Source organism: Geodermatophilus sp. CPCC 205506, from assembly GCF_051383635.1.
Taxonomy (GTDB): domain Bacteria; phylum Actinomycetota; class Actinomycetes; order Mycobacteriales; family Geodermatophilaceae; genus Geodermatophilus.
Genome location: NZ_JALPKP010000084.1, coordinates 1 through 14,424, shown reverse-complemented (window position 1 = coordinate 14,424; position 14,424 = coordinate 1). Strand labels below are relative to the sequence as shown.

The 14,424-nt window shown below is 74.1% G+C and carries 13 protein-coding genes; 10 read left to right on the top strand and 3 right to left on the bottom strand.

Going from position 1 to position 14,424, the window contains the following annotated elements:
* The coding region (locus MY520_RS26985; RefSeq protein WP_436695781.1) for an FAD-dependent monooxygenase at positions 1-1,300 on the bottom strand (1,300 nt) is incomplete at its 3' end.
* 126 nt (positions 1,301-1,426) lie between these two features.
* Between MY520_RS26985 and MY520_RS26980 the strand changes: the two genes are divergently transcribed.
* Both MY520_RS26980 and MY520_RS26975 read left to right on the top strand, forming a co-directional pair.
* Entirely contained in the window at positions 1,427-2,197 is a 771-nt protein-coding gene (locus MY520_RS26980; protein WP_436695780.1) for an alpha/beta fold hydrolase, read from the top strand.
* Positions 2,194-2,745 carry a DUF6158 family protein gene (locus MY520_RS26975; protein ID WP_436695779.1) on the top strand — a complete coding sequence of 184 codons (552 nt, stop codon included), beginning with the start codon at positions 2,194-2,196 and terminating at the stop codon, positions 2,743-2,745. The genes MY520_RS26980 and MY520_RS26975 overlap by 4 nt, the downstream gene beginning before the upstream one ends.
* 6 nt (positions 2,746-2,751) lie before the next feature.
* Here the strand turns inward: MY520_RS26975 and MY520_RS26970 are convergent, their stop codons facing one another.
* Positions 2,752-3,606 carry a PaaX family transcriptional regulator gene (locus MY520_RS26970; RefSeq protein WP_436695778.1) on the bottom strand — a complete coding sequence of 285 codons (855 nt, stop codon included), beginning with the start codon at positions 3,604-3,606 and terminating at the stop codon, positions 2,752-2,754.
* A gap of 178 nt (positions 3,607-3,784) precedes the next feature.
* On the opposite strand from MY520_RS26970, the gene MY520_RS26965 reads away from it, so the two are divergent.
* The 5 genes from MY520_RS26965 to MY520_RS26945 are packed head-to-tail and all read left to right on the top strand — an operon-like array spanning position 3,785 to position 8,446.
* Positions 3,785-5,005: an ABC transporter substrate-binding protein gene (locus MY520_RS26965; protein WP_436695777.1), complete on the top strand. Its 1,221-nt coding sequence runs from the start codon at positions 3,785-3,787 to the stop codon at positions 5,003-5,005.
* A 32-nt stretch (positions 5,006-5,037) separates the two neighbouring features.
* Complete coding sequence (locus MY520_RS26960) at positions 5,038-5,919, top strand: branched-chain amino acid ABC transporter permease (RefSeq protein ID WP_436695776.1); 882 nt, start codon at positions 5,038-5,040, stop codon at positions 5,917-5,919.
* Entirely contained in the window at positions 5,919-6,956 is a 1,038-nt protein-coding gene (locus MY520_RS26955; RefSeq protein WP_436695775.1) for a branched-chain amino acid ABC transporter permease, read from the top strand. The genes MY520_RS26960 and MY520_RS26955 overlap by 1 nt, the downstream gene beginning before the upstream one ends.
* On the top strand, positions 6,953-7,744 hold the full coding sequence (locus MY520_RS26950; RefSeq protein WP_436695774.1) for an ABC transporter ATP-binding protein: 792 nt from the start codon (positions 6,953-6,955) through the stop codon (positions 7,742-7,744). The genes MY520_RS26955 and MY520_RS26950 overlap by 4 nt, the downstream gene beginning before the upstream one ends.
* On the top strand, positions 7,745-8,446 hold the full coding sequence (locus tag MY520_RS26945; protein WP_436695773.1) for an ABC transporter ATP-binding protein: 702 nt from the start codon (positions 7,745-7,747) through the stop codon (positions 8,444-8,446).
* A 48-nt stretch (positions 8,447-8,494) separates the two neighbouring features.
* Here the strand turns inward: MY520_RS26945 and MY520_RS26940 are convergent, their stop codons facing one another.
* Positions 8,495-9,145 (bottom strand): GNAT family N-acetyltransferase, encoded by a 651-nt coding sequence (locus tag MY520_RS26940; protein ID WP_436695772.1) that lies wholly within the window; start codon positions 9,143-9,145, stop codon positions 8,495-8,497.
* 161 nt (positions 9,146-9,306) lie between these two features.
* On the opposite strand from MY520_RS26940, the gene boxC reads away from it, so the two are divergent.
* The 3 genes from boxC (at position 9,307) to MY520_RS26925 (ending at position 14,275) form a co-directional block, all read left to right on the top strand.
* Entirely contained in the window at positions 9,307-11,037 is a 1,731-nt protein-coding gene (gene boxC / locus MY520_RS26935; RefSeq protein ID WP_436695771.1) for a 2,3-epoxybenzoyl-CoA dihydrolase, read from the top strand.
* Between the two features lie 4 nt (positions 11,038-11,041).
* Positions 11,042-12,523: a benzoyl-CoA 2,3-epoxidase subunit BoxB gene (boxB, locus tag MY520_RS26930; protein WP_436695770.1), complete on the top strand. Its 1,482-nt coding sequence runs from the start codon at positions 11,042-11,044 to the stop codon at positions 12,521-12,523.
* 72 nt (positions 12,524-12,595) lie between these two features.
* Complete coding sequence (locus tag MY520_RS26925) at positions 12,596-14,275, top strand: benzoate-CoA ligase family protein (protein ID WP_436695769.1); 1,680 nt, start codon at positions 12,596-12,598, stop codon at positions 14,273-14,275.
* Positions 14,276-14,424: the final 149 nt, after the last annotated feature.

Below are 14,424 nucleotides of genomic sequence, written 5' to 3'. Positions count from 1 at the left end.
CGCCGGCCGGCCCGGGCGCCAGCGGGAGGGCCGCGCCGGGGAGCCGCACCGCGCCGTCGGCCACCGCGACCACCCGCCCGTGCAGCCGCCGGCCGGCCACGTCGAGCGGGCTGGCCAGGGGCTCGGCACCGTGCTCGGCCCGCCACCGCTCGTGCACCTGCGCCACGAAGGCGTCGTCGCGGCGGCGCAGCCGGGCGTCGGTCAGGCTGCGGGTGAAGAAGTGGTAGGCGAACTGCCACGCCGGCAGGGCGTCGTGGGAGCGGCCGAAGTGCTCCCACCAGGAGAGGCTGGGCCGGGCGGCGTCCTGGATCCTGGCCACCTGCGGCTGGCGGGCCGCCTCGTAGGCCGCCAGCGCCGCGTCGACGTCGTCCCCGTGCTCGTCGAGCGCGGCGGCCAGCGCCACGGCGTCCTCCATGGCCATCTTCGTGCCGGACCCGACCGAGAAGTGCGCGGTGTGCGCGGCGTCGCCGAGCAGGGCGACGGCCGTGCGGCCGGCCCGGGCGGTCCACCGGCGGGTGCGCAGCGTGCGGAAGTTGGCCCACCGCGAGTTGTTGACCAGCAGCTGCGCCCCGTCCAGCTGCCCGGCGAAGAGCTCCTCCAGGTAGGCGCGGGTGCGCTCGTCGCTGGGCCCGGGCGGCTGGGTGACGTCGAACGCGTCCAGGCCCGCGGCCCGCCACGACGCCTCGTCGGTCTCCACGATGAACGTGGAGACCCCGGTGCCGATCGGGTACCCGTGGACGGCGAACACCCCGTGCGGGCCGCGCTCGTGCACGAAGGTGAGCCCCTCGAAGGGGTACGTCGTCCCCAGCCAGACGAACTTCGCCGTCGCCGTCTCCACCGAGGCGCCCACCAGGTCGGCGAACCGGGCGCGCACCCGCGAGTTGGCGCCGTCCGCGGCGACCACGAGGTCGTAGCCGGCGGCCAGCACCTCGGCGGGGTCCGCCTCGGTGGAGAACCGGACGTCGACGCCGGCCCGGACCGCCCCCTGCTGGAGCAGCCGCAGCAGCGTGCGCCGCTCCACCGCGGCCATGCCGTTGCCGCCGCAGCGCAGCCGCTCGCCGTGCACGCGGACCTCGATCGGGTCCCAGTGCACGCCGTGCTCGGTCAGCGCGGTCCGCAGCACGGGGTCGGCCTCGTGGATGCCGGCCAGGGTGGCGTCGGAGAAGACCACCCCGAAGCCGAAGGTGTCCTCGGCGCGGTTGCGCTCGAGGACGGTGACCTCCCGGGAGGGGTCGGCGCCGCGCAGCAGGGCGGCGAGGAACAGGCCGCCCGGACCGCCGCCCACCACCGCGATGCGCATCTGCACCCTCCCCGGCCACCGCACCGGTGGCCACGTCCTTGACGGGCGCGGCCAGGGTGGCACAGATTGGCCCGGGCCCGGATCCCCGGAAGCCCGCACCCCGCCTCGACGAGGAGGAACGGGCCCATGGCGGAGAACTTCGTGCTCCAGCACGGCGCGTGGCACGGCGGATGGTCGTGGCAGCCGGTCGCCGCCCGGCTGCGCGCCGAGGGACACCGGGTCACCGCGCCCACCAGCCCCGGCCTGGGCATCGACGACGACCCCGGCGGCGTCACGCTCACCGACTGCGTCGACGCCCTCGTGGCGGCGGTCGAGCGGTCGGGGCTGGACGAGGTGACCCTGGTCGGCCACAGCTGGGGCGGCTACGTCGTCGCCGGCGCCGCCCCGCGGCTGGCCGGCCGGCTCAAGCGGATCGTGTTCTGGAGCGCCTTCGTCCCCGAGGAGGGGCGGGGTCTGATCGACGAGCTGCCGCCCCAGTTCGCGGAGCTGTTCCGGCAGCTGGCCGCGGCGTCGGGCGACAACACGCTCACTCTCCCCCTCGATGTCTTCCAGGCTGGCTTCATGCAGGACGCCGACCCGGAGACCGCAGCAGTGGTGCACGCGGTGCTGCGCCCGCAGCCCTTCCTGACGTTCACCGACCCGGCGGTCGGCGGCAACGCGTACCGGGACCTCGGCGTCCCGATCGACTACCTGCTGTCCGTCGACGACATCGCCCTGCCGCCCGGCGAGCACGCGTGGACGCCGCGCTTCCCCGAGCGCTGCGGCGCGGCGGTCACCGAGGTGCCCGGCAGCCACGAGTCGATGTTCACCCGCCCGGCCGAGCTGGCCGGCGGCATCCTGCGGCTGGCCACGGCCAGTCACAATGACCGAGCGACCGACCGAGGGGAGCGGCGATGACCGACCGACAGGGCATCCCGGCGCGCGAGCTGTCCGACGAGGAGCTGGAGCGCCAGGGCGTGCACGCCCATGCGATGCGGCACTGGGTCTTCCTGCACGGCACCGCCGAGCAGTTCCGTACGCACACCGAGCGCATGCTCGAACTGGAGCAGGAGTACCTGCGCCGGCACCCGCAGCGCACGTGGCAGGGCTCCGGCGGCGAGGCGGTGGCGCCCTCCCGCGACGACCGCATCCGCGACCTCGTGCAGACCTTCTCCCGGGCGATCACCGCCCTGCTGGACGAGGAGCCGGCCGCCGCCGCGCCTCCACGGGAGCGCACCGACCCGGAGCAGGCCCAGGCAGCGCTGCTGCGCCGGTTCGCCGACGCGCCCGGCGGCCGGATGCACAAGCTGGAGGCGCACCAGATCGCCCGCCAGCTGGCGCCCGACAGCCACCTGGTGGCCGGGCTGTACCGCCAGGACCCCCCGCTGCTGCTGGCCGAGCGGGACATGCGGGTGCTCACCGACGCCGGGCGGGCCTGGCTCGAGCGGCACCCGGTGCCGGCCTGAGACGGGTCAGCGGTCGCGGCTGAGCTCGGCCCAGGCCTGCTGCGCCCGCGGCGCCCACGAGGCGTGCCGCTCGCGGAAGACCTCCGCCGCCCGCGCGCCGCTCCAGCGCGGCGGGAGCAGCTCGCGGGGAAGCCCGGGGTCGAGCAGCGGGAAGCGCCGCCACTCCTGCACGAGCCGGACCTGCGCGACCAGCGCCTGGCGGTCGGTGCGGGGGCGGCGCCGGCTGACCAGCTCGAGGAAGTCCTCGTAGCCGCGCTCGATGGCGTCGAGGTCCCAGGCGGTGCGGGCCAGGGAACGCTCGTCCCCGATCACCCCGGAGGTCGCGACGAACGACCAGCTGCCGGCCGCCAGGCCCAGCTCGTCGAGCACCCGACGGGCCTCCTGCTCGCGGTCGACGCGCGGGGTGACCCACGTCCCGGCGTCCAGCGACCCGAGGCCGGCCCAGCCCAGCTGGGTGCGCAGCCGCTGCCGCAGGGCACGGTTGTTCTCCGGGACGCCGACCGACAGCACCAGCCAGCGGCCGTCCCACCGGCGGTCGTCGGCGGCGAAGCCGTAGATGCGGTCGGTGCCCTCCCGCAGCAGCCGGGTGCCCGCCGCGGTCAGCGACCAGCGGGTCTCCCGGCCGATCCGGCTGGCCTCGATCCACCCGCTGTCGGCGGTGCGCATGATCGCCTGCCGCGCGGCCTTCTCGGCGACGTCGAGGTCGGCGAGCAGGTCGATGAGGCTCGCCGTCCAGACCGGGCGGGCGCTGGGCAGCACGAACTCGCCGAGCACGGTGAGCAGCAGGCTGCGCGCGCTGGCGGCCCCCAGCTCCTGCCGGCGGGTGACGAACGGTCCCTCGACGACCTCCACGCTCCTCATCGTGACACCCCGTGTCGACCGGTCCACGCTCCACGCCCGGGACGACGCCCAGGTCACGGAACGACACCATCTCGGCCGGAACCGGACTGTGACCCTTGACACAGTCAGACCGGACACTACAAGGTTCTGTGTCATCAGGCGTGCGGGTGTAGCACGTCGCGACCCCCGGAGTGTGCCCGTGCTGCATCACCTGACCGGACGGCGACTGCTCGGCGGCCTCGGCGCCGGCGTCCTCACCCTGGCCATGACCGCGTGCGGCGGCGGCAGCCTCGGCGGGGACGAGGGCGGGGACGGCGGAGGCGGCGGGGAGGGGGGCGGCCCGGTCCGCGTCGGCCTGGTCATCCCGCAGGCCGGCGTCTACACCCCGCTGGGCGAGGACATGCAGCAGGGCTGGGACCTGTGGCTGGAGCAGAACGGCGGCGAGATGGGCGGCTTCACCGTCGAGACGGTGACCGCCGACGAGGGCGAGGGCCCCGACACCGGCGTCCCCGCCGTGCAGCGGCTGCTCACCGAGGGCGACGTCGACGCGCTGGTCGGCATCGTCAACTCCGCCACCGCTCTCGGCGTCGCCGAGCAGGTGACCGAGGCGCAGATCCCGCTCATCGTCGCCAACGCCGGCGCGGAGGCGATCACCAAGGACGCCGCCAGCCCCTACGTCTGGCGCTCGTCGTTCACCAACGCCCAGATCGCCGCCGCCATGGGCGAGCACCTGGCCGCGGAGGGCATCGGCCCGGTCTACGTGATGGCCCCGGACTACGCGGCCGGCCAGGAGGTCGTCGCGGGCTTCACCGCCGCCTACACCGCCGGCGGCGGCACGATCGCCGGCCAGGCGCTGACGCCGTTCGGCACCACGCAGGACTTCCAGCCGTTCCTGTCCGGCATCCAGTCCTCCGGCGCCGCGGCCACGTTCGTGTTCTACGCCGGCGGCGAGGCGGTCAGCTTCGTCCAGCAGTACGCGGACTTCGGCCTCAAGGACACCATCCCGCTCTACGGCTCCGGCTTCCTCACCGAGGGCAGTGTGCTCGACGCGCAGGGCCCCGCGGCGGTCGGCGTCCGGACGACGCTGCACTACTCGACCGAGATCGACAACGAGGCCAACACCGAGTTCGTGGAGGCCTACCAGGCGGCCTACGACGAGCTGCCGACGACGTACGCGGTGCAGGCCTACGACGCGGCCAACGTCCTGGCCCGGGCGCTGGAGGCGGCCGGCGACACCGGCGGCGAGCCGCTGAGCGAGGCGCTCGGCGGGCTCGGCGAGATCGACGACAGCCCGCGCGGCCCGTGGACCTTCACGAACCAGACGCCGGAGCAGGCCGTCTACCTGCGCGAGGTCGTCGACGAGGGCGGCACGCTGGTCAACTCCGTCGTCGAGGAGCTCGGCGTCTTCCCCCAGCCCTGACCCCTCGGGAACAGGAGGAGAGGAGCCGATCCATGCTCGGCTGGTTCGACGCGAACCTCGTCAGCATCCTCAACGGCTTCGCCATCGGCGCGCTGCTGTTCGTCCTCGCCGTCGGGCTGTCCATCGTCTTCGGGATGATGGACGTGCTGAACCTCGCCCACGGCGCGTTCTTCCTCGTCGGCTCCTACCTGGCGGTCACCTTCGTCGCCGGGGAGTCCTGGGGCGGGTTCCTCACCGCCCTCGCCGTCGCCGCGCTCGTCGGGCTGCTCGCCGGCGGGGTCCTGTCGGGGATGACCGAGCCGCTGGCCCGGCGGCCGATCCTCGACCAGGCCCTGCTCACCCTCGGCATCTCACTGATCGTCGCCGAGGTGCTCTCGATCGTGTACGGCAACGACGTCCGCTCGGTCTCGCCGCCCCCGGGCCTGGACGGGAGCGTGGACGTCGCCGGCGACGCCTACCCGACCTACCGGCTGCTCCTCATCGGGATCGGCCTGCTGCTGGCGCTGGTCGTCTGGCTGGTCGTGGAGCGGACCTCGGTCGGCGCCCTGGTGCGGGCCAGCGTCGCCGACCGGGAGATGGTCTCGGCGATGGGCATCGACAACCGCAAGGTGAAGGTCGCCGTCCTGGGCATCGGCTCGATGCTCGCCACCGTCGCCGGCGTGCTGGCGGCCCCGGTCTACGGCGCCCGCCCCGGGCTGGACGAGACGATCCTCCTGCTGGCTCTGGTGGTCATCGTGATCGGCGGCCTGGGCTCCATCCGCGGGGCGCTCATCGGCGCGCTGGTCATCGGCCAGGTCGAGTCGCTGGGCCGCGCGCTGCTGCCCGACCTCGCCTCGTTCATCCTGTTCGGCACGCTCGCGCTGGTGCTGATCGTCCGGCCCCGTGGACTCTTCGCCGGGAAGGTGGCCCACTGATGAGCGTGGAGAGCCCGCCCGTCGTCAGCACCGCCGACGGCGCCATGACCGCGGAGGCCCCGCCGCGGCGCCGCAACCGGCCACTGGCCGTCGTCCTCGGCCTGGCCCTGCTGGCGGTGCTCGCCGCGGTGCCGCTGTTCGTCGACCCCTTCGGCACGAACACCGTCTCGCGGATGCTCGTCTTCGCACTGTTCGCCATGAGCCTGGACCTGCTGGTCGGCCTCACCGGGCTGCCCTCCCTCGGGCACGCCGCCTGGTTCGGCATCGGCGCCTACACCGCGGGCCTCGTGGCGATCCACTGGACCGCCGAGGGCGTGGTCACCGTGCTGGCGGCCGCGGTCGCCGGCGCGGTGGCGGCCGCCGCGACCGGCTGGCTGGCGGTGCGCAGCGGCGGGGTCTTCTTCCTCATGCTCACCCTGGCGATCGGCGAGCTGGTGCACCAGCTGGCCCAGTCGCTGTCGTCGGTGACCGGCGGCTCCAACGGCCTGTTCGGGATCCCCTCGGTGCGGATCGCCGGCACGCCGCTCACGCTGGCCGGGTACGTGTACTGGTTCGTCCTCGCGGTCGTCGTCCTGGGCGCCCTGTGCCTGTGGCTGGTGGCCGCCTCGCCGTTCGGCAGCGTGCTGCGGGGCATCCGGGACAACGAGGCGCGGATGCGCTCGCTGGGGTACTCGCCGTTCCGCTACAAGTACCTGGCCTTCGCCATCGCCGGCGGTTTCGCCGGGCTGGCCGGGGGCCTGTTCGCCGGGCTGGTCCGGATCGTCAACCCCAGCGACACCGGCTTCACGACCAGCGCGCTCCTGCTGCTGGCCGTCGTCCTCGGCGGCGCGGGCTCGCTCTGGGGGCCGGCGCTCGGCGCGGCGGTCGTCGTCCTCGTCCGGGACACCTTCGGGCCGACCCTCGACGGGCACGGTCCGCTGCTGCTGGGCCTGGTCTTCGTCGTCGCGGTCTACCTGCTGCCCCGGGGCGTGGCCGGCCTGGCGGGCCTCCGCCGCGGTGCACCCGGCCGGCGGCGCCCCCGGGAGGGTTCGTCATGAGCGCACCCCTGCTGTCCCTGTCCGGCGTGAGCCGCTCGTTCGGCGCGCTCAAGGCGGTGGACGACGTCACGCTCGAGGTGCCGGCCGGCGCGCGGCACGCCCTCATCGGCCCCAACGGCGCCGGCAAGAGCACGCTGTTCAAGCTGGTCACCGGGTCGATGCCGGTCTCCGCCGGCACGGTCGCGCTGGCCGGGGACGACATCACGCGGCTGTCCGAGCCGCAGCGCGCCCGGCGCGGGATCAGCCAGACCCTGCAGCACTCCAGCCTGTTCCTCAGCCAGACCGTGGAGCAGAACGTGCTGCTGGCCGCGCAGCGGCAGCACCGCAGCCGGCACTCGCTGGTCCCCCGCCGGCAGGCCGCGGCCCGCGAGCGGGCCCGGGGGCTGCTCGCCGACGTCGGGCTCGCCGAGCGCGCCACCACCCCGGTCGCCGCGCTCTCCCACGGCGAGCGGCGGCAGCTGGAGGTCGCGGTGGCGCTCGCCTGCGAGCCGACCCTGCTGCTGCTCGACGAGCCGGCGGCCGGGATGTCGCCGGCGGAGAGCGCGCGCCTGGTCGGCCTGCTCAAGCAGCTGCCGGAGTCGGTGACGCTGGTGATCGTCGAGCACGACCTGGACGTCGTCTTCGCCCTGGCCACCTCGGTCACGGTGCTCCACCTGGGCCGGGTGCTGCTCACCGGCAGCCCGGACGAGGTGCGCGGCAGCGCCGCGGTGCAGGAGGCCTACCTCGGCACCGGCCGGGAGGCGCTGTTCCTCGACGGAACGGGCCCGGCCCGGCTGGAGGTGAGCTGAGTGCTCGAGGTGCGCGGGCTGCGGTCCGGCTACAAGCGCAGCACCGTCCTGCAGGGCGTCGACCTCGACGTCGCCGACGGCCGGGTGCTCGGGCTGCTCGGCCGCAACGGCGTCGGCAAGACCACCCTCGTGCACACGCTCATGGGCCTGGTGACGCCGTCGGGCGGGACGGTGCACCTGGGCGGGGCCGACCTGACCGGCCGCCGTCCGGACGTCGTCGCCCGGGCCGGCGTGGCGATCGTGCCGCAGGGCCGGCGGGTGTGGGCGCCGCTCACCGTGACCGAGCACCTGGACCTCGCCGCGCGGCGCGGCCGGGGGCGCGGGCCGTGGGACGTCCCCCGGGTGCTGGAGCTGCTCCCCCGCCTCGGCGAGCGCCGCCGGCACGCGGCCGGCCAGCTCTCCGGCGGCGAGCAGCAGATGCTGGCGATCGCCCGCGCGCTGCTCACCAACCCCCGGCTGGTGCTCATGGACGAGCCCTCCGACGGGCTGGCCCCGGCCGTCGTCGACCTCATCGGCGAGGCGATCGCCGGGATGAAGGCCGAGGGGACGACGCTGGTCGTGGTGGAGCAGGACCTGCACCTCGCCTTCGCCGTCGCCGACGAGATCGCGGTGATGGACAAGGGGCGGGTCGTGCACCGCTCCCCCACCCTCGAGTTCCGCCGCGACAGCTCGGTGGCCCACGCCCTCCTCGGCGTCGCCTGAGTCGTCCGGGAGGGCAGAAATGGCCATTTCTGCCCTCCCGGAGCGGGGTCAGTAGCGGTGGTGCTCGGGGTCGACGTAGCCCCCGCTCTCCTCCCGCCCCGGCCCCAGGTCGCCGCCGGTGGCCGGCGGGTCGTCGGCGTGCGGGCGGGCGGCCGCCCGGTCCCGCTCCGCGGTGTAGCGCGCCTGCCGTGCCTCGTCCGGCGGCGCGGGCGGCCCCGCCCCGGGCCGGCCGGCCTGGCGCTGGCCGGTGTCGCCGGACCGGACGGCGACCCGCTTGCGCAGCCGGCCCTCGTCGTCGGCGCGGAAGCCGTGCGCGAGGAACCAGGCCGTCACCGCGTCCCGCTCCGGGTGTGTGTCCCGCACCACATTGACCACGTAGTTCAGCCCGCGCTCCGCCGCCTCCTCCTCCAGCCGGGTCAGTGTGAACGCGCCCACGCCGGTCCCCCGGGCGCCCGCCTCCACGGCGAGGAGGATCTCCGCGTCGCCCCAGACGTCGTCGAGCCAGCCGTAGGCCAGCACCCGGTCGCCGTCCTCGACCCGCCACCAGTCGGCCGCCAGTCGCTCGCCAGGACGCCCGGGGGCGGTGGGGAACACGCCCTCGGGGACCGAGGCGAAGACCCGCTCCCGGTCCGCGTCCCAGTGCGGGTCGGGGTCCGCCACCCAGCGCCACCGGTCCGTGCCCGTGCCCGTCGTGGTCATCGCGCCGCTCCGTCTCCTCCCGGGGTCCCCAGCCTGGCACCCGGGCGCCGCCCGGCGAAGACATCTACAGATCATCCACCGCTTGCGCATTGTCGTGTAGCACGTCAGGATGGGTGGCGAGCGCCACGTCCCCACGCGCCGGCAACTCCCCTGGAGGCACCGTGACCACCCTCGAAGACCGCTCGGAGACCACGCCCGAGGGCCCCGCCCCTGTCGCCGAGCCGGCCGCGACCACCGAGGTCTCCTTCGACACCTCCCCGGAGGCCTACAAGCACTGGACGCTGTCGGTGGACGGCGAGATCGCCACGCTGACCCTCGACGTGGCCGAGGACGGCGGCATCGTCCCCGGCTACGAGCTGAAGATGAACAGCTACGACCTCGGCGTCGACATCGAGCTGCACGACGCGGTCCAGCGGATCCGCTTCGAGCACCCCGAGGTGAAGGCGGTCGTCGTCACCAGCGGCAAGGAGCGGATGTTCTGCGCCGGCGCCAACATCAAGATGCTGGCCGCCTCGCCGCACAGCTGGAAGGTGAACTTCTGCAAGTTCACCAACGAGACCCGCAACGGGTTCGAGGACGCCAGCGCCCACTCCGGCCTGTCGTTCATCGCCGCGGTCAACGGCACCGCCGCCGGTGGCGGCTACGAGCTCGCCCTCGCCTGCGACCAGATCGTGCTGGTCGACGACAACTCCTCGGCCGTGTCGCTGCCCGAGGTGCCGCTGCTCGGCGTCCTCCCCGGCACCGGCGGCCTGACCCGCGTGGTCGACAAGCGCGGCGTCCGGCGCGACCTCGCCGACGTCTTCTCCACCACCGCCGAGGGCATCCGCGGCGAGAAGGCCGTGCAGTGGCGCCTGGTCGACGCCAGCGTCAAGGCCCGCGACCTCCCCGGCGAGGTCGCCCGGCGGGCCGCCGAGCTGGCCGCCGGCTCCAACCGCCCCGGCGCCGGCGCCGGCGGCGTGCAGCTCACCCCGCTGCGCCGCGAGACCGACGGCGACACCACCCGCTACGAGCACGTCCGCGTCGTCCTGGACCGCAGCTCCGGCACCGCGACGATCACCGTGCTCGGCCCGGCGGCGGTGCCCGGCAGCGTCGAGGAGCTGCAGCAGCAGGGCGACGCCGCCTGGCTGCTGGCCGCCACCCGCGAGCTGGACGACGCGATCCTGCGGCTGCGCACCAACGAGCTGGCGATCGGCACCTGGCTGCTGCGCACCGAGGGCGACCCGGCGACCGTGGCGGCCTACGACGAGTTCCTGCTGGCCAACCGCGCGCACTGGCTGGTCAACGAGACGATCGGCTTCTACCGCCGCACGGTGAAGCGGCTGGACACCACCTCGCGCAGCCTGTTCGCACTCATCGAGCCCGGCTCCTGCTTCGTCGGCGCGTTGGCCGAGATCGCCTTCGCGGCCGACCGGCAGTTCATGCTCGAGGGCCAGTTCGAGGACGACGACGACCCGAAGCCGGCCGCGGTGATCCGGCTGGACGAGTTCAACACCGGCCTGCTGCCCATGGGCAACGGCCTGTCCCGGCTGCAGGTCCGGTTCCTGGGCAGCGCCGACGAGCTGGCCGCCGCGGAGGCCGCCGTCGGCCGGGACCTCGCCGCCGCCGACGCCCTCGAGCTGGGCCTGGTCACCAGCACGCCCGACGACATCGACTGGGAGGACGAGGTCCGCCTGGTCGTCGAGGAGCGGGCCAGCTTCTCCCCCGACGCGCTGACCGGCATGGAGGCCAACCTCCGCTTCGCCGGTCGCGAGACCCCCGAGACGAAGGTCTTCGGCCGGCTCACCGCCTGGCAGAACTGGATCTTCCAGCGGCCCAACGCCGCTGGCCCCGAAGGAGCGCTGCGCCGGTACGGCACCGGCAAGCGGGCGGACTACGACAGGAAGCGGGTCTGAGCGCATGACCACCACGGAGAGCAGCCCCACGAACGGCACCGTCACCGGCGAGGCCCCCACGCCGACCGGCCCGACGTCGACGATCGACTACAGCGAGAAGATCCCCAACAACGTCAACCTGGCCGGCGACCGCAAGCTGCAGCGCGCCCTGGAGGGCTGGCAGCCCAAGTTCATCGACTGGTGGAAGAACCTCGGCCCGTCCATCCCGACCCACGACGTCTACCTGCGCACCGCCATCGCCGTCGGCCGGGACGGCTGGGCGCACTTCGACCGGGTGCCGATGGAGGAGTACCGCTGGGGCATCTTCCTGGCCGAGCGCGACCCGGACCGGAAGGTGAACTTCGGCGACAAGAAGGGCGAGCCGGCCTGGCAGGAGGTGCCCGGCGAGCACCGGTCGGACCTGCGCCGGCTCATCGTCATCCAGGGCGACACCGAGCCCGCCTCGGTCGAGCAGCAGCGGCACCTGGGCATGACCGCGCCCTCGCTGTACGACATGCGCAACCTCTTCCAGGTCAACGTGGAGGAGGGCCGGCACCTGTGGGCGATGGTCTACCTGCTGCACGCCTACTTCGGGAAGGACGGGCGCGAGGAGGCCGAGCAGCTGCTCAAGCGCAACTCCGGCGACTTCGACTCCCCGCGCATCCTCGGCGCCTTCAACGAGGAGACGACCGACTGGCTGTCGTTCTTCATGTTCACCTACTTCACCGACCGGGACGGCAAGTACCAGCTCGGGACGCTGAAGGAGAGCGGCTTCGACCCGCTGGCGCGCACCTGCGAGTTCATGCTCAAGGAGGAGGCGCACCACATGTTCGTCGGGACGACGGGCGTGCAGCGCACCGTCCAGCGGACCGCGCAGCTGATGAAGGAGCACGGCACCGACGACATCTGGCAGTACGGCGGCATCCCGCTCTCGGTGATCCAGAAGTACCTGAACTTCCAGTTCTCCGTCTCCATGGACCTCTTCGGCTCGGAGACCTCGTCCAACGTGGCCGCGTACTACACCTCCGGGCTCAAGGGCCGGTGGATGGAGACCCGCCGCAAGGACGACCACCTGCTGCACGACCTCACCATGGAGGTCCCGGTGGTCGAGGGCGGGAAGCTGGCCACCCGCACCGTGCCGATGCTCACCGCGCTCAACCTCGACCTGCGCAACGAGTACGCCGCCGACTGCGAGAACGGCGTCAAGCGGTGGAACCAGGAGCTGGAGGAGGCCGGCCTCGAGGAGCGCCTGTACCTCCCGCACCAGGGCTTCAACCGCAAGGTCGGCGCGTTCGCCGGGCACCACATCACACCCACCGGCGAGATCGTCGACGAGGCCACCTGGGAGAAGGCGGTGGGCGACCACCTGCCGACGGCCGAGGACCGCGCCCGCGTCGCCGAGCTGATGGTGCCGCACTACGAGCCCGGTGAGTTCGCCGGATGGATCGCGCCCCCGTCGGTCGGCATCAACTCGCTGCCGGTCGAGTACGACTACGTCCGCTTCTGATCTCGCCGGGGTCGCCGGGGAACGGTTCCCGTTCCCCGGCGACCCCGCTCCCTCGCAGAAGGGCTGAGCAGCGTGGCCACCCTCGACACCGCCCCACCCGACCTCCCGCTCCCGTCCGCGGCGCCGGCCGGCCCAGAGCCGTTCAACGCCGCCGAGTGGCTGGTCACCCGGCACGCCCGCACCGACCCGGGGCGGCGGGCGATCACCGCGATCGACCTCGACGGCGGCGTGCGCACCCTCACCTACGGCGAGCTCGACGACGCGGTCACCCGCTTCGCCGCCGCCCTGCTCGCCTCCGGTGTGCGCCCCGAGGAGCGGCTGCTGCTCTGCATGGGCGACACCCCGGAGCTGCTCACCGCCTTCCTGGCCGGCCTGCGCATCGGTGCCGTCCCGGTGCCGGTGAGCACGATGCTCAAGCCCAAGGACATCGCCGTGCTCGCCCAGGACAGCCGCGCCCGGCTGGTCGCGCTCAGCTCGGAGTTCACCGCGCTGGCACCGGCCCTCGGCGGCCTGCGCGACCTCGCCGACGTCGTCGTGTTCGACGCCCCGGAGCTGCCGGAGGTCGAGGGCGCCCGGGTGCGCTCGTGGGAGTCCTTCGTCGCCGCGGGCGCCGACGACCTCGACCGGGCGGCCACGCCGTACCCGACGATCGCCGACTCGCCGGCCTTCTGGCTCTACACCTCCGGCACGACCGGCACGCCGAAGGGCGCGATGCACCGGCACGGGTCGCTGCGGGACACCGCCGAGACCTACGCCCGGGACGTGCTGGCCATCGGCCCGGACGACGTCACCTTCTCGGTGGCCAAGTTCTTCTTCGCCTACGGGCTGGGCAACACGATGACGTTCCCGTTCTCCGTCGGGGCCGGCACGGTCCTGGACCGGGCCCGGCCCAGCCCGGCGAGCACGCTGCGGGTGCTGCAGGAGCACCGGCCGACCCTGTTCTTCGGCGGCCCGACGTACTACGCCGCCCTGCTGGCCGCGGGCCTGCCCGCCGACGCGTTCAGCAGCGTCCGGGCGTGCGTCTCGGCCGGCGAGGCGTTCCCCGCGGCGCTGTTCGAGCGGTTCACCGGCACGTTCGGCGTCGAGATGCTCGACGGCATCGGCTCGACCGAGATGCTGCACATCTTCATCAGCGGCCGGCCCGGGCGGACCCGCGCCGGCTCGACCGGCGAGGTCGTCGCCGGCTACGAGGCCAAGATCGTCGACGACGAGGGCGCCCCGGTGCCCGACGGCACACCCGGCCACCTCTACGTCCGCGGCACCTCGGCGGCGACCGGCTACTGGCAGCGGACGGAGGTCACCCGGCGGGTCTTCCAGGGGCCGTGGGTGCGCACCGGCGACACCTACGTGCGCAGCGCGGACGGCTACTACTCCTCGCTGGGCCGCACCGACGACATCATCAAGGCCGGCGGGATCTGGGTCTCCCCCACCGAGGTCGAGGAGCGGCTGCGCCAGCACCCGGCGGTCAGCCAGGTGGTCGTGGTGTCGCTGCCCGACGCCGACGGGCTGGACAAGCCGGTCGCCTGCGTGGTCCTGATGCCCGGCGAGACGACGGCGGAGGAGGACCTCGTGACCTTCTGCCGCGAGGGGCTCGCCGCGTTCAAGCGCCCCCGCCACGTGCTGGTGTTCGACGAGCTGCCGACCACCGCGACCGGCAAGCTGCAGCGCTTCCGCGTCCGCGAGCTGGCCCTCGACCGGCTCAGCGGCGCGGCCCGCTCCGACAACCTCGCCACCCCTGGAGGAACCCCGTGACGACCGCGACCGACACCTCGCCGCCGGGGACCGCGGCCGGCGACGGCCGCCGCGTCGAGGTCGACCTGCTCGTCGTCGGGGCCGGCCCGGCGGGCCTGTACGCCGCGTACTACGCCGGCTTCCGCGGCCTGCGGACGGCGGTGGTCGAC